23 protein-coding genes and 1 pseudogene are annotated in these 20,399 nt (G+C 58.9%); 13 read left to right on the top strand and 11 right to left on the bottom strand.

All coding sequences use genetic code 11. From position 1 onward, the window contains the following. Window positions 1-25: 25 nt before the first annotated feature. The 4 genes from CKW14_RS15250 to CKW14_RS15235 all read right to left on the bottom strand — a co-directional run bounded on the left by CKW14_RS15250 (window position 26) and on the right by CKW14_RS15235 (window position 2,242). Window positions 26-403: a DUF2892 domain-containing protein gene (locus tag CKW14_RS15250; RefSeq protein ID WP_095125573.1), complete on the bottom strand. Its 378-nt coding sequence runs from the start codon at window positions 401-403 to the stop codon at window positions 26-28. A gap of 81 nt (window positions 404-484) precedes the next feature. After that, window positions 485-955, bottom strand: coding sequence for an RNA methyltransferase (locus CKW14_RS15245; RefSeq protein ID WP_007911337.1), 471 nt, complete (start codon window positions 953-955; stop codon window positions 485-487). A 180-nt stretch (window positions 956-1,135) separates the two neighbouring features. Next, window positions 1,136-1,507 carry a YajD family HNH nuclease gene (locus CKW14_RS15240; protein ID WP_095049254.1) on the bottom strand — a complete coding sequence of 124 codons (372 nt, stop codon included), beginning with the start codon at window positions 1,505-1,507 and terminating at the stop codon, window positions 1,136-1,138. Between the two features lie 48 nt (window positions 1,508-1,555). After that, the gene (locus CKW14_RS15235) at window positions 1,556-2,242 is read right to left on the bottom strand and encodes a spermidine synthase (protein ID WP_095049255.1); all 687 of its coding nucleotides are present in this window, start codon (window positions 2,240-2,242) and stop codon (window positions 1,556-1,558) included. Between the two features lie 79 nt (window positions 2,243-2,321). Between CKW14_RS15235 and CKW14_RS15230 the strand changes: the two genes are divergently transcribed. Then, on the top strand, window positions 2,322-2,606 hold the full coding sequence (locus CKW14_RS15230; protein ID WP_095049256.1) for a hypothetical protein: 285 nt from the start codon (window positions 2,322-2,324) through the stop codon (window positions 2,604-2,606). Here the strand turns inward: CKW14_RS15230 and CKW14_RS15225 are convergent. Together CKW14_RS15225 and CKW14_RS15220 are read right to left on the bottom strand one after the other, a co-directional pair. Next, entirely contained in the window at window positions 2,603-3,076 is a 474-nt protein-coding gene (locus CKW14_RS15225; protein WP_034153174.1) for a cyclic nucleotide-binding domain-containing protein, read from the bottom strand. The two genes, CKW14_RS15230 and CKW14_RS15225, sit on opposite strands and share 4 nt — an antisense overlap. A gap of 200 nt (window positions 3,077-3,276) precedes the next feature. After that, window positions 3,277-5,331, bottom strand: a complete 2,055-nt coding sequence (locus tag CKW14_RS15220) for a S9 family peptidase (protein ID WP_095125572.1) — start codon at window positions 5,329-5,331, stop codon at window positions 3,277-3,279. 226 nt (window positions 5,332-5,557) lie between these two features. Here CKW14_RS15220 and CKW14_RS15215 point away from each other — a divergent pair, with 226 nt between their 5' ends. From CKW14_RS15215 to CKW14_RS15205, 3 genes are read left to right on the top strand one after another with little or no spacing between them, the layout of a single operon-like run. Next, window positions 5,558-6,055 (top strand): MFS transporter, encoded by a 498-nt coding sequence (locus CKW14_RS15215; RefSeq protein WP_095049258.1) that lies wholly within the window; start codon window positions 5,558-5,560, stop codon window positions 6,053-6,055. A 15-nt stretch (window positions 6,056-6,070) separates the two neighbouring features. After that, window positions 6,071-6,847: a class II glutamine amidotransferase gene (locus CKW14_RS15210; RefSeq protein WP_007911322.1), complete on the top strand. Its 777-nt coding sequence runs from the start codon at window positions 6,071-6,073 to the stop codon at window positions 6,845-6,847. A gap of 12 nt (window positions 6,848-6,859) precedes the next feature. Further along, the gene (locus CKW14_RS15205) at window positions 6,860-7,402 is read left to right on the top strand and encodes a DUF2937 family protein (protein WP_095049259.1); all 543 of its coding nucleotides are present in this window, start codon (window positions 6,860-6,862) and stop codon (window positions 7,400-7,402) included. A gap of 109 nt (window positions 7,403-7,511) precedes the next feature. Here CKW14_RS15205 and CKW14_RS15200 read toward each other — a convergent pair whose 3' ends face one another. Continuing rightward, on the bottom strand, window positions 7,512-8,423 hold the full coding sequence (locus CKW14_RS15200; RefSeq protein WP_095125571.1) for a LysR family transcriptional regulator: 912 nt from the start codon (window positions 8,421-8,423) through the stop codon (window positions 7,512-7,514). Window positions 8,424-8,582: 159 nt separating this feature from the next. On the opposite strand from CKW14_RS15200, the gene CKW14_RS15195 reads away from it, so the two are divergent. From CKW14_RS15195 to CKW14_RS15180, 4 genes are all read left to right on the top strand, one after another. After that, the gene (locus CKW14_RS15195) at window positions 8,583-9,869 is read left to right on the top strand and encodes an MFS transporter (RefSeq protein WP_034153180.1); all 1,287 of its coding nucleotides are present in this window, start codon (window positions 8,583-8,585) and stop codon (window positions 9,867-9,869) included. A gap of 62 nt (window positions 9,870-9,931) precedes the next feature. Next, window positions 9,932-10,684, top strand: coding sequence for a 5-oxoprolinase subunit PxpA (locus CKW14_RS15190; protein ID WP_095049261.1), 753 nt, complete (start codon window positions 9,932-9,934; stop codon window positions 10,682-10,684). Continuing rightward, complete coding sequence (locus tag CKW14_RS15185; RefSeq protein ID WP_095125570.1) at window positions 10,681-11,385, top strand: allophanate hydrolase subunit 1; 705 nt, start codon at window positions 10,681-10,683, stop codon at window positions 11,383-11,385. Before CKW14_RS15190 ends, CKW14_RS15185 begins: the two co-directional genes overlap by 4 nt. Then, entirely contained in the window at window positions 11,382-12,305 is a 924-nt protein-coding gene (locus CKW14_RS15180) for a biotin-dependent carboxyltransferase family protein (RefSeq protein WP_095125569.1), read from the top strand. The genes CKW14_RS15185 and CKW14_RS15180 overlap by 4 nt, the downstream gene beginning before the upstream one ends. A 92-nt stretch (window positions 12,306-12,397) precedes the next feature. Here CKW14_RS15180 and CKW14_RS15175 read toward each other — a convergent pair whose 3' ends face one another. Further along, window positions 12,398-13,576 (bottom strand): VWA domain-containing protein, encoded by a 1,179-nt coding sequence (locus tag CKW14_RS15175; protein WP_007911295.1) that lies wholly within the window; start codon window positions 13,574-13,576, stop codon window positions 12,398-12,400. Window positions 13,577-13,588: 12 nt separating this feature from the next. After that, window positions 13,589-14,434 (bottom strand): MoxR family ATPase, encoded by an 846-nt coding sequence (locus CKW14_RS15170; RefSeq protein ID WP_095125568.1) that lies wholly within the window; start codon window positions 14,432-14,434, stop codon window positions 13,589-13,591. Between the two features lie 279 nt (window positions 14,435-14,713). On the opposite strand from CKW14_RS15170, the pseudogene CKW14_RS15165 reads away from it, so the two are divergent. Beyond that, a pseudogene (locus CKW14_RS15165) lies at window positions 14,714-14,971 on the top strand (DUF2442 domain-containing protein); the annotation flags it as partial. A gap of 7 nt (window positions 14,972-14,978) precedes the next feature. On the opposite strand, the gene CKW14_RS15160 reads toward CKW14_RS15165, so the two are convergent. Continuing rightward, entirely contained in the window at window positions 14,979-16,055 is a 1,077-nt protein-coding gene (locus CKW14_RS15160) for a DUF748 domain-containing protein (protein ID WP_077571561.1), read from the bottom strand. Between the two features lie 127 nt (window positions 16,056-16,182). Between CKW14_RS15160 and cysK the strand changes: the two genes are divergently transcribed. Beyond that, complete coding sequence (gene cysK / locus CKW14_RS15155; protein WP_095125566.1) at window positions 16,183-17,157, top strand: cysteine synthase A; 975 nt, start codon at window positions 16,183-16,185, stop codon at window positions 17,155-17,157. Window positions 17,158-17,341: 184 nt separating this feature from the next. Further along, on the top strand, window positions 17,342-18,280 hold the full coding sequence (locus tag CKW14_RS15150; protein ID WP_093438167.1) for an aspartyl/asparaginyl beta-hydroxylase domain-containing protein: 939 nt from the start codon (window positions 17,342-17,344) through the stop codon (window positions 18,278-18,280). A 270-nt stretch (window positions 18,281-18,550) separates the two neighbouring features. Here CKW14_RS15150 and CKW14_RS15145 read toward each other — a convergent pair whose 3' ends face one another. Next, a complete protein-coding gene (locus tag CKW14_RS15145; RefSeq protein WP_095125565.1) occupies window positions 18,551-19,084 on the bottom strand; it encodes a hypothetical protein in 534 nt (177 codons plus the stop codon). Window positions 19,085-19,273: 189 nt separating this feature from the next. Between CKW14_RS15145 and CKW14_RS29960 the strand changes: the two genes are divergently transcribed. Continuing rightward, the gene (locus CKW14_RS29960; RefSeq protein ID WP_162835961.1) at window positions 19,274-19,438 is read left to right on the top strand and encodes a hypothetical protein; all 165 of its coding nucleotides are present in this window, start codon (window positions 19,274-19,276) and stop codon (window positions 19,436-19,438) included. Window positions 19,439-19,533: 95 nt separating this feature from the next. Continuing rightward, a complete protein-coding gene (locus tag CKW14_RS15140) occupies window positions 19,534-20,397 on the top strand; it encodes a DMT family transporter (RefSeq protein ID WP_095125564.1) in 864 nt (287 codons plus the stop codon). The last annotated feature ends 2 nt before the right edge of the window (window positions 20,398-20,399 follow it).

Here is a 20,399-nt window from a genome sequence, read left to right as displayed (position 1 = left end):
CGTCAGCCCCACCGCAATTCTCGGATCAAACCCCGGCTTTCGGCGATTTCACCGAATCATTGCCGGTCACGGTGGCAGTGCTGGTCGCCGCTTCGGCATTGGCTTTCAGCTTGCTCAACTCTTCCCCGGCGCGCTCGATCTTCGCCCGCACGTTGTTCATGTCCTGACGACTTTTCTCAAACAGGCTTTTCACCGAACTGTGCCCGGTAATCCCGCGCGCCATGGCCACGCCGCCAATCGCAACCTGAAGCAACCCGAACACGCCGCCACGGCGCAGGCCTTTACCGACCATGATCACGCCGCCCGCGAGTGAGCCGATGCGCTCCCAGCCTTCGACGTTCTGCTCGGAATGGCTCTGGAACGGGGTGGATTCGATACGTTCGACACGTTTGAGCTCGGTCATGATCTTTCTCCAGGCAATGAGTAATGGATAAACAAGCTGACTGCCGGAGCGGTCAGCTCGTTCCATCGGATGTGCGACGCTTTAGCGGAATTTTGGTCCGGAGCGGGTGTTCAAGCCCTTGGCCATGCGGTCGTAGAGCACGACGTTGACCGTGGCGGCGAGGTTCATGCAGCCGGTGGTCGGGATGTACACGACGTCTTCGCACCAGTCGCGGATCTCTTTGTCCAGCGAACCGTCTTCGGGGCCGAAGATATAAAGGGCGCGATCCGGGTGGGTGTATTCCGGCAGCGGGCGGGCGCCTTCGACCAGTTCCACGGCGACGGGCACGCAGTTGAGCGGGAGGATCTTTTTCAGGTCATCGATGCCGATCAGCGGAATGTCGTAGTGCACGCGCTTGGTGTCAGTGACGAAGTCGGCGGCGCGTTCATAACGTTTGCCGGTGTAGAACACCGAGGCCACGCCATAGCAGCCTGCGGCGCGCATCACCGAACCGACGTTTTCCGGTGATTTGGGGTTATACAAACCAATGCAGCTGTACCGTTTGTCTGCCACGAGCGGGGTGCCTTCGGGAAAAAGAGCGCGATTATACGGGGATTGGGAGAGGGTGGCACCGCTCGTTCCCACGCTCTGCGTGGGAACGTCTCTTCGGACGCTCTGCGTTCGGCTTTGCAAGGGACGCGGAGCGTCCCGGGCTGCATTCCCACGCAGAGCGTGGGAACGATCATGACTGGCTTATTCTTCTTTCTTCATCAGCCCGGCCAGCGCGGCAAACGGGTTATGCGTTGCCTTGGCGATCTTCGGCGTGCTCAGCGAGCCTTCGCTGAAATACTGCTGATCGGTATAGCGCGAGTGTTCGTTGTCGTGGCAATACAGGCACAACAATTCCCAGTTCGAGCCGTCCTGCGGGTTGTTGTCGTGGTTGTGGTCGCGGTGGTGCACGGTCAGTTCGCTCAGGCGCTTGCCGGAAAACTCACGGGTGCAGCGGCCGCAGACGTGCGGGTACATCTTCAGGGCCTTGTCGCGGTAGCCCATTTCCTTGTCGCGCTGGTTGTCGGCGAGGATGCGATCCAGCTTCGACGTATTGGTTGGAGTGGACGAACTCATGGGTTCACCTTTGTAAAAGACTGATGACGGTTATGCGCAGAGTTTAGCTCAGCCCTTGAGCTTCTCGGCAATCCAGATCGTGTGGCGCGTGCCCTTGTTGCCGTGGGCGAAGACCTGTACTTCTTCGGCCTTGAAACCGGCCTTCTTCAATTTGTCGGAAAACAGCCGATCGGCGCTGGCCGACCACACCGCCAGCACACCTTTCGGTCGCAATGCTTTGGCGCAGGCATTCAGACCAGCGGCGGAGTACAGCCAGCTATTGGCCTTCTGCGTCAGGCCTTCGGGGCCGTTGTCGACGTCGAGCATAATCGCGTCGAAACCGTTCGGCTCACTTTGCAGCACCTTGGCTACGTCGTCCTGACGGATCACCGTGCGCGGATCGAGCAACGGACGTCCGGACTTTTCGCCGAGCGGGCCACGGTTCCATTCGACCACGCCGGGCACCAGTTCAGCGACCACCACTTCGGCAGTCTTGCCCAGATGCTTGAGCGCGGAGGCGAGGGTGAACCCCATGCCCAGACCGCCGATCAGCACCCGCGAATTCGCCCGGCCAGCGACCTTGCGGCACGGAATTTCGGCCAGCGCATCTTCGGAACCGTGCATGCGCGTGTTCATCAATTGTCCGCCGTCGCCGCCCTGGATCTTGATGACAAAATCCTCGCCATACTCGAACAGGCACAGGGCACCGCCGCTTTCAGGGATCGGGGTGGTGTCGAGCAGAACGAAACGTTTCATGGAAATCTCTACAAGGGGGAAGGCAAGCAGGCCCGTTGGGAGTAGCCTGAGCGCAGACTAAGGCCAAACGGAGCCCTTGATGAAGCGCACCATTCTAACGGTCATTGCCCTGGCCGCGCTCTCGATTACTGCAGTGCAGGCGCAGCAGGTCGTTCCAGTCAGCCCGGCGCCGCAACCCGGCTCGCCCGGCACCGCTACACCGACACCGTATCCGCAGATCACGCCGATCAATATTCCCAAGTCTGGCGCTGGCAGTGGCAGCCCGCCGCTGGTGCCGATTGAAATGCCCAGTCCGCCGAGCAAGGATCAATCGGTGCCGGGCATCGAGCCGAGTGGCACCAAGGCGAAATCCCCCGGCGGTTAAACCTGTTGCGCCGCCAGTTGGCCGTCGGCCATGCGCAGGCGTTTCGACAGAGAGACGGCGAGGGCGCGGATGATTTTCGCGGCGATCTTCGGCGCGTCGTTGAGCATTTTTTCCAGCGAGTCTTTGCCGAGGTTCAATAGCTGACAGTTCGTCGCCGCCACGCACGTTGCCGAGCGCCGTTCGCCATCGAGCACGGCCATCTCGCCGAACGCCCGACCACTGCGCAGGGTAGCCATGGTGATGACCTGGCCATCGGGCCCGGTTTTCTGCACGGCCACCTGGCCGGTGTGGAGGATGCACATGAAACTGCCGGCATCGCCCTCGCGGAAAATCGCTTCGCCTTCAGCCACGGTACTGATGCTGAAGTAGCCGGAAGCGGCCGCAAAGTCGGCCAACTGCAATTGATCGAACAGGCCGCAGTCCATCAGCCAGTCGCGGATTTCGTTGTTCAGGAAGGTCGGTTCTGACATGTCGTCACGGTCTTTTTGTTTTCACTGTTTCAGGCTTCACACGGTCCCCATGTAGGAGCTGCCGAAGGCTGCGATCTTTTGATCTTGCCTTTGAAAAAATCCAAATCAAAAGATCGCAGCCTTCGGCAGCTCCTACAGGGATGTGTGGGGTATCGGCCTCTTGGGTCTGCAATTAAGACCCAAGTGACCAACGGAGTTCCTCAGGCCAGACCCAAAACCTTGAAAACAAATGCGTATTCGAGCGCTACGTCACGTAATCCCTGATAACGCCCGCTCATCCCGCCATGTCCGGCGCCCAATTCAGTCTTGAGCAGCAGCACGTTGTCGTCGGTTTTGGATGCGCGCAGTTTCGCCACCCACTTGGCCGCTTCCCAGTACTGCACGCGGCTGTCGTTGTAACCGGCGATCACCAGCATCGCTGGATAATTCTGTGGGCTGACGTTTTCGTACGGTGCATAAGCCTTGATCCGCTCGTAAACCTCCGGCTCTTCGGGATTGCCCCACTCGTCGTACTCGGTGACGGTCAGCGGCAGATCGGGATCGAGCATGGTGTTGAGCACGTCGACGAACGGCACTTCAGCAATCGCAACGCCGAACAGATCCGGCCGCTGGTTCAACACCGCACCAATCAGCAGACCACCGGCGCTGCCGCCGCTGATCGCCAGTTTATCGGCCGTGGTAATGCCGTTGAGGACTAGAAATTCGGCGCAGGCAATGAAGTCGCTGAAGGTGTTGTGCTTGTGTTCCTGCTTGCCGGCGCGATACCAGGCTTCGCCCAGCTCACCGCCGCCACGCACATGCGCAATGGCGAAGGCCATGCCACGATCCAGAAGGCTCAGGCGGGCGTGGGAGAACCACGGATCAAGGCTCGAACCGTAAGCGCCGTAACCGTAGAGATACAGCGGCACGGCTTTGCCAACCATTTCGCGCTTCATCACCAGGCTGATCGGCACTTGCGTACCGTCCGGCGCAGTCGCCCACAAGCGCTGGCTGACGTAGGCATCGGCGTCGAACGGGCCGAGCACCGGGGTTTCTTTCAACACCGCTTGTTCGCCGCTGGCGAGGATCAGTTGGCGAACTTGCGCCGGACGGTTCAACGCCTCGTAGCGCAGGCGAATGCGGTCGCTCTCGAACTCCAGGCTGTTTTGCACATAGAGACTGTAGGCCGCGTCCGGCAATTGCACGCGATACGGCGCCAGACCGTGTGGGTGAACTTCGATAATCGGCAGTCCGCCCTCGCGCAAGCTCAGGGTCATCGCCTCGGTGTTCAGACTGACGCCATCGAGCATCACCGTATCGCTGTGGGGGATCAGGTTCTGCCAGTCGGCTTCGGTCGGCGCGGTGCCGGTGTCCGGTGCCTGATACAAGGCATAGTTGATGCCGTCACGGTTGGTGCGGATAAACCACGTCCACACGCCATCGAGCAGGCCGTGATCGACATCATATTCATGATCCTCGACCCGCGGCGCCAGGCAAGTGAACGGCAGGTGCGGCTGGTGGGCGTCCAGCGCCCAGACTTCGCTGGTGGTCTTGCTGCCCAGCGACAACAGCAGTTGCTGCTCGGAACTGGAACGGTAGCAGTGCAGGAAGAAACGCCCGTCCGGCTCGTGGAAAACTTCTTCGGCAGCGGTGCCGTCGAGGCGGTAACGGAACAGCTTGTGTGGACGATGGGTGTCGTCGAGTACGCCGAAAAACAGGGTCAGGCTGTCATTAGCCCAGGTCATGCTGCCGTCGCAGTCTTCGAATTCCAGTTCGCTGACTTTGTCGTTGGCCAGTTCCTTGACAAACAACGTGTAAATCTCATCGCCCGAAGCGTCGACGCTGTAGGCCAGACGCTGGTGATCCGGGCTGATGCTGAACGCGCCCAGCGAGAAAAAACCACCGTTGGCCAGTACATTCGGGTCGAGCAGCAGTTGTTCGCGACTTTCATCGAGGGTCAGACTGTCGTCCGCCGGGCGTGGGCAGCGGTAGTGCCGGGCGTACTCGTCGCCCGCCGTGGTGCGCGTGTAATACAGGTACGGACCCCAAGGCGAGGGTAGGGACAGGTCGGTTTCCAGAATCCGGCCCTTGATCTCTTCGAACAGGCTTTCACGCAATTCGGCTTGATCGGCGGTTTGCGCTTCCTGGTAGGCGTTTTCGGCTTTGAGGTAATCGAGCACCGCGTCGGTGTCGCGCTCCTGCAGCCAGGCATACGGGTCGGCACCGGGCGCCTTGTGGGCGATCGGGGCACTGATGGCGTTGGCGGATTCGGACATGAAAGGCTCTCGGACAATGTACGGAATAAGGGTTTTCGCAGCGTTTGAAACCGCCGCAGACCCTATAGGAGTGAGCCTGCTCGCGATAAGGCCGGCACATTCAACATCAATGTTGTCAGGCTGTCCGTCATCGCGAGCAGGCTCACTCCTACAGGTCGCATGTCTATTGGGACAAGCCTGACGGGCGAAAAGTCGTTACTATAAGCGCCTCTTTGCCTGCCTTGCCATGGACACCATGACCGAGAACGACTATCTGATCGCCTGGGGCCTCTACGCCTTTGCTGCTGTGGGCTGCCTGTTGGTATGGATGCGCCTGACCACCTGGATGTGGCGCTGGTTGCGCGAACCGCTGCGCGTCTTGATGGCCGTGTTGTTGTTCAGCCCGACCATCATTGATCCGGTGAAAGCCAAAGTTGCGCCGTCCATCGCCATTACTGCGCTGGATCTGGCCTTCAAGGTCGGCAACAACGCCTGGCGTGCAGTCTCCGATCTGTTCATGTACGGCATGATCGCCTTTGGCATCTATCTGATTTTCGTGGCGATCCGCTTCCCGATCGAGCGTGCTTCCCGTGCGCGTCGTGAACAGGCAGAAGCCGCCAAGGCCGCCGCTCGCGCTGATGACCGCGACGACGATCAGCCGTTTGGCGGCGCCGGCGATGACCGCTATGGCCGTCCCCCTCTGCCAAACAATCCGCAGCGTATGCGGGTCGAGCCGCGCCTGTAACCCGAGAGTCCGCACATGTGTGAATTACTGGGCATGAGTGCCAACGTGCCGACCGATATCGTGTTCAGCTTCACCGGCCTGATGCAGCGCGGCGGTCGCACCGGTCCGCACCGCGACGGCTGGGGCATCGCCTTTTATGAAGGCCGTGGCTTGCGTCTGTTTCAGGACCCGGCGGCGAGTTGCGAGTCGGAAGTCGCCAATCTGGTGCAGCGTTATCCGATCAAAAGCGAAGTGGTCATCGGCCACATCCGCCAGGCCAACGTCGGCAAGGTCTGCTTGTCCAACACCCACCCGTTCGTCCGCGAACTGTGGGGACGCAACTGGTGCTTTGCGCACAACGGCCAGCTCGCCGATTTCACCCCGATCAAAAGCTTCTATCGCCCGGTCGGCGATACCGACAGCGAGGCGGCTTTCTGCGATTTGCTCAACCGCGTGCGTGCAGCATTCCCGGAACCGGTCGATATAGAAGAGCTGCTGCCGGATCTGGTCGCCGCGTGCGCCGAATACCGCAGCAAAGGCGTGTTCAACTGCCTGCTCAGCGATGGCGACTGGCTGTTCTGCTATTGCTCGACCAAACTCGCACAGATCACTCGCCGCGCCCCGTTCGGCCCGGCGCGTCTGAAAGATGTCGACGTGATCGTCGATTTCCAGGCGGAAACCACGCCCAACGACGTGGTCACGGTGATCGCCACCGAGCCTTTGACCGAAAACGAAACCTGGACCCGCTACGAACCGGGCCAATGGAGCCTGTGGCGACGCGGCGAATGCGTCAGTCAGGGCAAGACCGAATAAGGATTGCACCCCATGTTGCTCAGTTATGTACGGCTGGTGTTGTTTGCGGCGGGCCTGTTGATCGGTGTCCAGGTGCCAGGCTTCATCAACGATTACGCGAAACGCGTGGAGGCGCACCTGATCGAGGCGCAGACCGGCCTGCGCGGTTTTCAGGGCACCGCCGAGCAGTTTTTCAAGGGCGATATGCAGGCGCTGGTGGCGCATTACCGCGCCAGCGAAGACCCGGTGTTTCGTAGCGATGCCGACAGCCTGAGCACCTTGCTCAGCCGCCAGATTGCGCTGGACAAGCAGTTCCAGGCGATGCAAGGCCCGTGGTACATCCGCTTCCTGCAAGTGGTGCTGGCCGCCGACCCGGACATTCGCAAGGAAACCTGGAATGGCTACAGCTACCAGATCCTGCTGACCCCGGAAGCAATGATCTGGGGCATGAGCGGCGCGCTGTTGCTGTCGTTCGGGATTGAATGCGTGTTCCGTCTGATTGACTGGGTGGTGCTCGGTGGCCGGCGCTTGCGCCAGAGCCGACCGATCGAAGACCGCGACGTGCGCGGCCTCTGATGATCGTTCCCACGCTCTGCGTGGGAATGCCTCAACGGACGCTCTGCGTTCGGCTTTCGAGGGACGCGGAGCGTCCCGGGCTGCATTCCCACGCGGAGCGTAGGAACGATCAACTTAAAGCGATGTAGTCCTTGCCCACCTTGATCGCATATCCCTCCAGCACCTGCTGACACAACGTCACAATCTCCTCGACCCACTCAACCCCCACCCGCCACGACACCACCACCTGTAAATTCGGTGGCCGTTGATCAATCGCCAACAAGATCAATTCCCCCCGCGCCAATTCCTCAGCCACCAGCACCGGTGGCAACACGCCAATACCAAACCCATCGCGCAGCAACCGCGTGATCGCCGAGACTGAGTTCACGCAATTCAAGCGCGGCGCCAGTACGCCATTGGCTTGCATCAGCGCCAGAAGATCCTGATGCGGCCGGGAGTTTTTCGAGTAGGTGATGATCCGTTCCTGCGCCAGTTCGGCAAGGTCGGCGTAGTCGCGGTTGTAGATCGAATTACTGGCGACAATCCAGCCTAGCGGATGGCTGGCCAGCTCCAGACTGCGCACGCTTTCATGGCGGATCAGATCGGTTTGCAGAACGATGTCGAGAAAGCCTTTTTGCAGCTGATCGCAGAGGTTCAGCGAAGTATCCGCCACCAGCTCGATTTCCACCCGAGGGTACAGATCAGTCATCTGCGCGACCAACGGGCTGAGCCAGGTGTGGATTACCGTGTCCATCACGCCGATGCGCACGCGGCCGACCTTGCTTGAGCGAGTCTCGATCGATTGCTTGAGCGCCGACATCGTGTCGAGCATCTGCTCGGCATATTCCAGCACTTTCAAGCCTTCGGGCGTCAGGCTGACACCGCGTGAATCGCGCAAAAACAGCTTCACCCCCAGCTCACCTTCCAGTACCGCGATGCGGCTGGAAATCGACGCCTGAGTGGTGAACAGCTTGTCGGCGGTCAGGCGAAAACTCTTCAGTCGGGCGACCCAGACAAAGGTCTCGAGAAACTTCAGGTTCATGGACAAGGCTCGGGTGACAAATTTTTCTTATGGCTAAGGCGGGTTTTTATTCGTTGGACGCAGCAGGGCCGCGCGACGAAAAATCGACGCATCCGGTCCCCACGATAGGCGTCGTCGGGGCTACGAACAAGACCAATAAAAAACCTGCGGAGATAAGCCATGCGTGCTCCCGACACCCTAGAAGTCCCCAAGGCAACGGCGCGTCCGGGGCCGTTCGACTGGTATCGCAACATCAACCAGCAGGAGCGTCGCACGTTCTGGAGCTGCAAGATCGGCTACGGTCTGGACGGCATGGACACGCAGATGCTCAGCTTCGTCGTGCCGACACTGATCGCGATGTGGGGCATCACCACCGGCGAAGCAGGACTGATTCACACCAGCACATTGATCGCTTCGGCCATCGGCGGTTGGGTTGCGGGGATTCTCTCTGACCGCATCGGCCGTGTACGCACCTTGCAACTCACCGTGCTGTGGTTCGCCTTCTTCACCTTTCTCTGCGGCTTCGCGCAAAACTACGAACAACTGTTGATCGCACGCACGTTGATGGGCTTCGGTTTCGGCGGCGAATGGACCGCCGGCGCGGTGCTGATCGGCGAGGTGATCCGCGCCAAGGACCGTGGCAAAGCGGTGGGCATGGTGCAATCCGGTTGGGCGCTGGGCTGGGGGCTGACGGCGATTTTGTATGCGCTACTGTTCTCGGTGTTGCCGCCGGAAGACGCCTGGCGCGCCTTGTTCATCCTCGGCATCGTGCCGGCGATTTTCGTGATTTTCGTCCGTCGTCTGGTCAAGGATCCGGAGATCTATCGCGAGGCCAAGGCCCAACAAACGCCGGAGACTCAGTCGAAGTTCTACGAGATCTTCGCCCCCGGCATGCTCTTCACCACGTTTCGCGCTTCACTGCTGACCACCGGCGCGCTGGGCGGCTATTACGCGATCACTTCCTGGCTGCCGACCTTCCTGAAAAACGAACGCGGCTTGAGCGTGCTGGGCACGGGGGGTTATCTGGCGATGGTGATTGTCGGTTCCTACGTCGGCTATGTGATCAGCGCCTATCTGACTGACCTGCTGGGGCGGAAAAAGAACTTCATCCTCTTCGCTGTCGGTTCGTTCACCATCGTTCTGCTCTATACGCAACTGCCGGTGAGCAACGGCGTGATGCTGTGGCTGGGCTTCCCGCTGGGCTTCTTTGCCTCGGGGATTTTCAGCGGCATGGGCGCGTTTCTGACTGAACTGTTTCCTACGCGAATTCGTGGTTCGGGGCAGGGCTTTTGCTACAACATCGGTCGGGCGCTGGCGGCATTGTTTCCGCTGCTGATTGGTCTGCTTAGCCAGAAAGTTCCGTTGAGCGTAGGCATTGGCGCCTTTGCGGCGGTGTCCTACGGCGTGGTGATTATCGCGGCACTGAGTCTGCCGGAAACCCGTGGCAAGCAACTCGATGCGCAGTAACTGATAACCTGCAAAGCAAAGTCCTACAGATAAAAAGACAAGCACCTACAGGAGTGTTCACCGTGAGCCGCCTGCTATTGAATTGCGACATAGGCGAGAGCTTCGGCAGTTGGACCATGGGTCTGGACGCCGAAATCATGCCCTTCATCGATTGCGCCAACGTGGCCTGTGGTTTCCACGCCGGCGATCCGAGCATCATGCGCAAGACCGTCAGCCTGGCGTTGAGCCACGGCGTGCAGATCGGCGCACACCCGGCCTATCAGGATCTGGTCGGTTTCGGTCGCCGCTCCATGGCGTACTCCGCGCAAGAGCTGCAAGACATCCTGCATTACCAGATCGGCGCTCTCGACGGCATTTGCAAAGCCCAGGGTGGGCGCGTCAGTTACGTCAAACCCCATGGCGCGATGTACAACGACATGATGGCCAACCCGGCACAATTGCGTGCGGTGATTCAGGCGGTGGCCGCTTACGACCGCAGCCTGCCGCTGATGCTGATGGCCACCCGCGACAACGCCGCCGCGCAGCAGATCGGCGATGAGTATGGCGTGATCCTGTGGTTCGAAGCTTTCGCCGACCGCGCTTACGACAGTGCCGGCAAACTGGTTTCACGACAATTACCGGGCGCGGTGCATCACGACCCGGAAAAAATCATTGAACAAGCCCTGACCATTGCCCGTGGCGACAACCTCACCGCCAGCGACGGCAGCGCCTTGCGTCTGCACGCCAACACCCTCTGCGTACACGGCGACAATGCCGGTTCGGTGGCTGCCGTGCAGCGCATTCGCGAGGCCTTGAGTCAGCAGCGTGCCTCATGAACCCAAGGATTGAAGTGGTGGCACTGGATTGCCTGATGCTGCGTCTGTTTGATGAGATCGCCGAAGCCAACATGCCGTGGATGCTCGCTGCCAGTGAGCGTTTGCGCGGGGCATTCGGTGCGCAACTGATCGATCTGGTGCCGTCCTATACGACGTTGATGGTGCATTACGACCTGACTGCACTGAGCCCGAGCCAGGCGCGGGAATTGATTGCCAAGGCGTTGATCGCCCTGTCGCCGAATGCGCGAACTGGCGGTCAATGTCATGTGTTGCCGGTCTGGTATGACCTCAGCGTCGGGCCAGAATTGAGCCTGCTCGCCGAGCGTAGTGGGCTGGCAGTGGAGGAGGTGATCCGTCGTCACAGCGGACGTGAATATCAGGTATTCGCCCTGGGTTTCGCACCGGGGTTCGCCTTTATGGGGCTGGTCGAAGAGGTTCTGGCGGCGCCACGTCTTAACACGCCGCGCAAGAAAGTCGCTGCGGGCAGTGTCGGCATTGCCGAGCGCCAAACCGCTGCGTATCCCGTGGTCTCGCCCGGTGGCTGGAACCTGATCGGCCGCACCCCGGCGAAACTGTTCGATCGCACACGTGATGGCTACAGCCTGATGCAACCGGGCGACACCGTGCGATTCGAGGCGGTCAGTCATGCCGAGTTCATCAATCTGGGCGGCGATGACACACCACTGGAGGCGCTGGCATGAGCCGACTGAGGATTGAAGCGAGTACACCGCTGTGCCTGTTGCAGGACGCGGGCCGTTTCGGCGTACGGCATCTGGGCGTGACCCAGGGCGGCGCGGCAGACTGGTGTTCGATGAGTTGGGCCAACTGGCTGCTCGGCAATGGACTGGATGTGCCGGTGATCGAAATCACGCTTGGCGGCTTTGCCGTAGTCGCTGAAGACGATTGCTTGCTGGCGCTGGCCGGAGCTGATCTTGGCGCGCAGATTGAGGGTCAACCGCTGGCGCCGTGGCGCAGTTTCAAGTTGGGTAAAGGACAGAAGTTGCTGTTCACGCAACCGCTGCTTGGTGCCCGGGCGTATCTGGCGGCGCCCGGCGGTTTCGACGCTCCGAAGGTCTTGGGCAGTAGTGCGACGGTGGTGCGCGAAGAACTCGGCGGACTCGATGGCATGGGCTTGCCGTTGGCCAAGGGGGCGACGCTGAGTTATCACGGGGAAGCGCGATTGGTTCGCGAAGTGCCATTGGCGTTGCGGCCGGATCTGAAATCGACTGCACCGCTGGATCTGGTGCTCGGCGCGCAGATCGGCCAGTTCAGCGGGCAGAGTCTGTTTGATGTGTTCAACAGTGCCTGGACGCTCGACAGTCGCGCCGATCGCATGGGCATTCGTTTGTTGGGCAAAGCGTTGGAGTATCAGGGCCAGCCGATGATTTCCGAGGGGATTCCCTTGGGCGCGGTGCAAGTGCCGCCGGATGGCCAGCCGATTGTGTTGCTCAATGATCGGCAGACGATTGGCGGGTATCCACGGCTGGGCGCGTTGACGCCGTTGGCGTTAGCGCGGTTGGCGCAGTGTCTGCCGGGGGCGCAGGTGCGGTTGCGGCCGGTGGTGCAAGACGTCGCGCACCGTGAGCACATCAATTATCTGCAGCGCTTCAAAGATAGCTAGAAGCATCGCGAGCAGGCTCACTCCTACAGGGGAACGCATTCCAAATGTAGGAGTGAGCCTGCTCGCGATAGCGTCCGTCCAGACAAAACAGGTTATTTGGAAAGAAACCGCATCCCTTCCTCAAGCCCGCGCAACGTCAACGGATACATCTGATCCTCGATCAGATCCCGTACGATATTGGTCGACGAGGTATAGCCCCAGGTGTCTTTCGGGTACGGATTGATCCAGATGAGCTTCTTGTACTTCTCCATGAAACGCTGCATCCACACGTAACCCGGCTCTTCGTTCCAGTGCTCGACACTGCCGCCGGCCTGGGTAATTTCATACGGCGCCATGGCGGCGTCACCGATGAAGATCACTTTGTAGTCGGCGCCGTACTTGTGCAGCAGGTCCTGGGTCGAAGTGCGCTCCGAGGTGCGGCGCATATTGTTCTTCCACACCGATTCATAAACGAAGTTGTGGAAGTAGAAATACTCCAGATGCTTGAACTCGGTCTTGCAGGCCGAGAACAGTTCCTCGCAGATCTTCACGTGCGCGTCCATCGAGCCGCCGATGTCGAACAGCAACAACAACTTCACCGTGTTGCGCCGTTCCGGGCGCATCTGAATATTCAGCAGACCGGCATCCTTGGCGGTGTGGTCGATGGTGCCGTCGATGTCCAGCTCTTCTGCCGCGCCTTGGCGGGCGAATTTGCGCAGTCGGCGCAGGGCGACTTTGATGTTGCGCGTGCCCAATTCCACCGAATCATCGAGGTTCTTGTACTCGCGCTGATCCCAGACTTTCACGGCTTTGCCCTGGCGCTTGCCAGCATCGCCGACCCGAATGCCTTCCGGGTTGAAGCCACCGGAGCCGAACGGGCTAGTGCCGCCAGTGCCAATCCATTTGTTGCCGCCGGCGTGGCGTTCCTTCTGTTCTTCCAGACGCTTCTTGAACTCTTCGATCAGTTTGTCGAGGCCGCCGAGGGACTGGATCTGCGCGCGTTCTTCGTCGCTTAATGAGCGCTCGAACTCCTTACGCAGCCAGTCTTCGGGAATCAATGCCTGCAAGTGATCGTCGAGCTTTTCCAGGCCATTGAAGTAGGCGCCGAACGCACGGTCGAACTTATCGAAATGGCGTTCGTCCTTCACCAGAATCGCCCGCGACAAGTAATAGAACTCGTCCATGTCGGCGAAGGTCACGCGCTGTTTCAGCGCGTTGATCAGGTCGAGCAGCTCACGCACCGACACCGGCACCTTGGCTGCACGCATTTCATTGAAGAGGTTGAGCAACATGGCAGCAGCCTCTTAGCGGGTGCCGCGACGGCTCATGAACGCCAGGCGCTCAAGCAATTGCACGTCCTGTTCGTTCTTCACCAAAGCACCGGCCAGTGGCGGAATCGCCTTGGTTGGATCGCGCTCGCGCAACACCGCTTCGCCGATGTTGTCGGCCATCAGCAGTTTCAGCCAGTCCACCAGCTCCGAGGTCGACGGCTTCTTCTTCAGGCCCGGCACCTTGCGCACGTCGAAGAACACGTCCAGCGCTTCGCTGACCAGATCCTTCTTGATGTCCGGGTAGTGCACGTCGACGATTTTTTGCAGGGTGGTGCGGTCGGGAAAGGCAATGTAATGGAAGAAGCAGCGGCGCAGGAAGGCGTCCGGCAGCTCTTTCTCATTGTTGGAGGTAATGATGATGATCGGCCGTTTTTTCGCCTTGATGGTCTCGTCGATTTCGTAAACGTAGAACTCCATCTTGTCGAGTTCTTGCAGCAGGTCGTTGGGGAACTCGATGTCGGCCTTGTCGATTTCGTCGATCAGCAAAATGACCCGCTCCTCGGACTCGAAAGCCTCCCAGAGCTTGCCCTTCTTCAGGTAATTGCGCACGTCGTGGACTTTTTCGTTGCCCAATTGCGAGTCGCGCAGACGGCTGACCGCATCGTATTCGTAGAGACCCTGATGGGCCTTGGTGGTGGACTTGATGTGCCAGGTGATCAACTTGACGCCGAACGATTCGGCCAGTTGCTCGGCGAGCATGGTCTTGCCGGTGCCCGGCTCGCCCTTGACCAGCAGCGGCCGCTCCAGGGTGATGGCGGCGTTGACCGCCAGCTTCAGGTCATCGGTGGCGACGTAGGCCTGGGTGCCTTCGAACTTCATCTGCTAATCCTCGAACGGTAACGCCGACCTGACGGGCAGGGCGGGGGCGAAATAATCGGATGCCCGACTATAACGCGCAGCCCGGTCGACTGTGAACGCAGACGGCTTATTCAGTCTCTGAATGGGGCGTCACATGTTGACTCAGTCTCGGCTGATGGCCAGTATTCAGGCCTAGTTGATTTGACGATAGCCTTCAGGATGTCCACTGAATCTGTGGCGAGGGAGCTTGCTCCCGCTGGGCTGCGAAGCAGTCCCCATATGCCTGGAGGCGCTGAATTGATGCTATCCATGAAACGACCACGCTTGGCGGCAGTTACTGCACTCTCTGATTACCGGCTTGCACTGGACTTTGTTGATGGTCGAGCGCTGACACTCGATTTGAGTCGAGATATTCAAACGTGTAAGCAGTTGCAGCCCTTGCTTGATCCCCAAGTCTTTGCGACTGCCATCTTGGGCGATAAAGGTTGGACCGTTGAATGGCCGGCCCCGGACATTCAGATTGGCGCCGATACTCTATATCTGGATGCTTTTCCAGAAATGAACTCTAACCCGCATCCGGCTTAGGCCGTTCATAGCGGGCATTGAATGCCTGTACGAATCCATTGCGCAAAATCTGCAAAAACGCTTCGAACGCGCTGATGTTTTGCTGATGCACGTTACCGCTGAGTTCGACCTTGGTGGCGAACTGGTTTTTCGCCTGGTTCTTCAGCACGGTTTCCGAGCCGCCGACGATGGCCTCCCAGACCGAGCGGAAGATGCTCTTGTTCTTGTTTTCCACGTCCTGCTGCCAGTTGAACACTTCGACGTCGCGCAGCAGGGGTTTGATGTAGCCGTTGACCTGGGCTTTTTTGGCTTGGGCTTCGATCACCACGTCACCGTGGCCTGCGTTGAAGTCGAACTTGCCGTAGGCCGAGGCGAAGTCGTTCATGCTTTTGAGTTCGATGTCTTTGGCGCGCAGGCGGAACTGGAAGTCTTCGAAATTGCTCAGCGGGTCGAAGGTGGCAGTGGTTTCCAGTGGGGCATGCCCGAGCAAAAGCGCTTTGCCCTCGAAACGGGCGTCGCGTTTGCCCTGTTTGTCGACCACGTTGGTCAGGTTGTAGATGCTCGCGTCGACGTTGGTCGCGTTCATGTTCACCGGCGGTTTTGAGTTGAAATTGCGGAAGCTGATCTTGCCGTCGTGAATCTGCACTTCGTCAAGGGTTATCGGCAGCAATTTGCCTAGTTGCGCACGCCAGTCAGTGCCCTGACCGGTCTGGGAGTTCTGCTTGTTGGCTCCGCCATCGACGAAATTGATCTCGGGATTGACGAATTTCACTTGCGCCACCACAGCATGGTCGTACCACAGCGAATGCCAGCTGACCGCAAGATCGATCAGCGGTGCATTGACGAACGGCACCGGTACCTTGCCGTCGACCTTGACGATCTTCAGTCCATTGATCTTATAGGCGCCGCGCCATAGGGCCAGATCGACATCAGTGATCTGGCCCCGGTAATCACCCATGTCCGCCAGCTTGCCGTTCAGGTAGTCGCGCACCATGTAGGGCAGGGCGATGTGCAGCGCGATCAGCAGCACAACGACGACGGCGAAAATCCCTAGTGGCCAACTGTAGCGACGCTTCATGACGGCAATTCCCTGACGATGTAAGCGATTGACTGTTACGTCGCGCAGACGTTCGACCCGACTGGACTGTGATGGGCAACAGGCATACCTTGGAAGGCTGAATTCAACGCTGCATAAGGACCCAGCCATGAGCCGTATTTTTGCTGACAACGCCCATTCCATCGGTAATACGCCGCTGGTGCAGATCAACCGCATCGCACCGCGTGGCGTGACCATTCTGGCCAAGATCGAGGGGCGCAACCCCGGTTATTCGGTCAAGTGCCGGATCGGCGCCAATATGATCTGGGACGCCGAAAGCAGCGGCAAACTGAAGCCGGGCATGACCATTGTCGAACCGACGTCGGGCAACACGGGCATTGGCCTGGCATTTGTTGCTGCTGCCCGTGGTTATAAATTGATGCTGACCATGCCGGCTTCGATGAGCATCGAACGCCGTAAAGTCCTCAAGGCTCTGGGCGCCGAACTGGTCTTGACCGAGCCGGGCAAGGGCATGAAAGGCGCAATCGAGAAGGCGGCCGAAATCGTTGCCAGCGATGCTGACAAGTACTTCATGCCATCGCAGTTCGATAATCCGGCCAACCCGGCGATTCACGAAAAAACCACGGGTCCGGAAATCTGGAACGACACCGATGGTGCTGTGGATGTACTGGTCGCGGGCGTCGGCACTGGCGGAACCATCACCGGCGTTTCGCGGTATATCAAGAATACCCAGGGCAAACCGATTCTGTCGGTGGCCGTGGAGCCGATGTCATCGCCAGTAATCACCCAAGCGTTGGCCGGTGAAGAGATCAAACCGAGCCCGCACAAGATTCAGGGGATCGGTGCCGGTTTTGTGCCGAAGAACCTGGATCTGTCGATGGTCGACCGGGTCGAGCAGGTCACCGACGAAGAGTCCAAGGCCATGGCGCTGCGCTTGATGCAGGAAGAGGGGATTCTATGCGGCATCTCCTGCGGTGCCGCAATGGCGGTAGCGGTGAGACTGGCAGAGACGCCGGAGATGCAGGGCAAGACTATCGTCGTGATTCTGCCCGACTCCGGCGAGCGTTATCTGTCGAGCATGCTGTTCAGCGATCTGTTCACTGAGCAGGAGACTCAGCAGTAATCCAGTTGATTCAGATCAGCCGGGGTTCAGGATCGTTATGCTAATAAATGCTTTGTTGCGCAATTCTTAACACTGAATCTTGTGTAAGGCGGGTTTTGCCCGGCGCCGGTAGTGTTTATCATGGCCGGCTGCCATGCCGGGTAAAGGGCATTGCGCAGCGTTGTCTTTATTCAAGGAGTCGTTGATGACCTTTTCGTTAGCCGCCAAGGTATTGGTGCTGCTGCTGTTCGTGGGCAGCATCCTCTATGTGCATTTGCGCGGCAAGGCGCGTTTGCCGGTTCTGCGCCAGTTCGTCAACCACTCGGCGCTGTTTGCTCCGTACAACGCCCTGATGTACCTGTTCTCCGGTGTGCCGTCCAAGCCGTACCTGGATCGCAGCAAATTTCCGGAGCTGGACGTGCTGCGCGACAATTGGGAAACCATTCGCGACGAGGCCATGCACCTGTTCGACGAGGGTTATATTCGCGCGGCAGAAAAGAACAACGACGCCGGTTTCGGCTCGTTCTTCAAGAAGGGCTGGAAGCGTTTCTACCTCAAGTGGTACGACAAACCGCTGCCATCGGCCGAAACCCTGTGCCCGAAAACCGTGGCGCTGGTCAGTGCGATTCCCAACGTCAAAGGCGCGATGTTTGCGCTGTTGCCGGGTGGCAGCCACTTGAACCCGCACCGCGATCCGTTCGCCGGCTCGCTGCGTTATCACCTCGGCTTGTCGACGCCGAACTCCGACGATTGCCGGATCTTTGTTGATGGTCAGGTTTATGCCTGGCGTGACGGTGAAGACGTAATGTTCGACGAGACCTACGTGCATTGGGTCAAGAATGAAACCGACCAGACCCGCGTCATCCTGTTCTGCGACGTCGAGCGTCCGCTGAGCAACCGCCTCATGACCCGCATCAACCGCTCCATCAGCGCCTGGCTCGGCCGTGCCACTGCACCGCAGAACCTTGATGATGAACGCGTCGGCGGGATCAACCAGGCCTACGCCTGGAGCAAGAACTTCAGCGACAAGTTCAGTGGCGTGGTCAAACAGTGGAAACGCCGTCATCCGAAAGCCTACCGCGTGATGCGTCCGGTGCTGGCGGTGGTGGTATTGACGTTGTTGGGGTATTGGCTGTTTGGTTGAGGCTGGATATTGTAGAAAAACCGCTCCTTGTGAGCGGTTTTTTTATGAAGAGAAGGTGAATGAGGCGCCAGCGAGGACGCCTCCTGGCTCTTCCGCGGCTGGATTCACCAATGCTTCTCTGATTCGGTGCAACTCCCGTTCAGATAACTTTGCGGAAGAGCGTTTTCTATCAGCTTTTATCGATCTGGCGCCTGGCGCCTTTTTTTCAACGGCAGCCTTCATGGTGCCTCCGGCATTGATCATTAAATGAGCAGTTGTCCGATACTCGTCTTACCAAATTAGCTTCACAAGCCTGCCCTCCGAATCGAATTCGAAACCCAGTTGCCGGTACAGGGATATCACTCCAGGGAGAGGTTCCTGAATTTCAATTTGGGTACTGCCGATGATTCGCGCGAAGTGAGTCACGGTGGTCAAAGCAAATGTTGCTACTCGGCTTTTGAGAGGGTAATCGTCATCGGGCTTTCCTTCCAGGCGCACAATTTTCACTCGCAACCGGCTCTGATTAGGGTTTGCAAAGCAAAGTCCGCATAACTCCTGATCAAACCAGATTGCTAAATCGAAGCTAAGTGGTTCTTTGGCCTTCCACCTGACAACATCTTGCCAAGAGAAATGAGGATCAAACCATTCTTCATAGGCACTCAGCGCTTGAGCATCGATTGCTTCGAAACGAACTCTGGAGTGATCAACATCCACTATCCCTTGCAGCAACAAGTCTCTGTGCAGTTTTGCGAAAGTAACCCCAGCCTGTTTCCTAGCCTGTGATTTGTAAAACTGGTAGCGCAAATACGTCCGTTCCCTTGGCATGTGATCCTGTGCATTCCTTGTCCTCGATGGTTGGGTGTCGCAATTGCAATCCAGCCTATTCACCTCGCGGCCAACTGTCCCTGCCGGCCCTTTGCCCAAATCATTGCAATCCATGTCCCACGCTGGTTATAGTCGGCGCACGTGAGTCGTATGCCTCACCCTCCAACCCTTCAAAAAAGATCTGCGCAAATGCCTGCATCCCTCATCAACGCGGTAGTCGATTCAGCGGTCAACGCTGGCGTCGTGCCGTGCGGGAATCAGCAGCCCAAGCAGATCAGTCATTACCCCCCACCTGTCAGTAGCACGCCGGTGTGCGCAGTCGTATCACCGCCGGGCGTTGGCGTTTCGGGCTGATCGGCAGTTTCTGCTGACCCCTGCGCCCGCCAGAAAAACCTACTGAATTTCAGCTTCGGCTGAGTTGGCTTCTTGCCTGACTACAGGTGGTAATCATGTTTGTCCTGTCGAAAAAATCCGCGCTCGCGGCCGCGTCCACGAGCCTGTTCGTTCTGCTGTGGAGCAGCGGCGCGATCTTCTCCAAATGGGGCCTGGCCCACGCTTCGCCGTTTGCCTTTCTGCTGATTCGCTTTGTGATTGCCTTGTGCGGGCTCGTGCTGCTGGCGCCGTTGCTCAAGTTGAAGTTGCCCAAGGGCGGCCGGCCGATGTTGTTTGCGATTGCCACGGGTGTGGTGTTGTTGGGGGCCTATCAGATTTTCTATCTACTGGCGCTCAACACCAAAGTCACCCCGGGGGTGATGGCGACCATCATGGGTGTGCAGCCGATTCTCACCGTGGTGTTGATGGAGCGGCAGCGCTCGGCGAGCCGGATGTTTGGTCTGGCCTTGGGGTTGGCGGGGCTGATCATGGTGGTTTACCAAGGCATCGGTCTGGCCGGGATGTCCTGGGCGGGGATGCTGTTTGGTCTGCTGGCGCTGACGAGCATGACGCTGGGCTCGATCATGCAGAAACGCATCACCGACAATCCTCTCGGTACGCTGCCGGTGCAGTACTTGGCCGGTCTGTTGTTATGCGGGATTTTCGTGCCGTTCCAGCCGTTCCACTTTGAGCACAGCACAGGTTTTATCGTGCCGGTGTTGTGGATGGGGCTGGTGGTGTCGGTGCTGGCGACGCTGTTGCTGTATCGGTTGATCGCGCGGGGCAATCTGGTCAATGTCACCAGTCTGTTCTACCTGGTGCCGGCGGTGACGGCAGTGATGGACTATCTGATTTTCGGCAATCGCCTGGCGGCGTTGAGTGTGCTGGGGATGCTGTTGATCATTGTCGGTCTGGCGTTTGTGTTCCGTAAAACCAGCTAACA

This window comes from Pseudomonas sp. Irchel s3a12 (assembly GCF_900187485.1).
Lineage (GTDB): Bacteria > Pseudomonadota > Gammaproteobacteria > Pseudomonadales > Pseudomonadaceae > Aquipseudomonas > Aquipseudomonas neuropathica.
The sequence above is the reverse complement of the archived record's forward strand: the minus strand, read 5'-3'. Positions and strand labels throughout refer to the sequence as shown.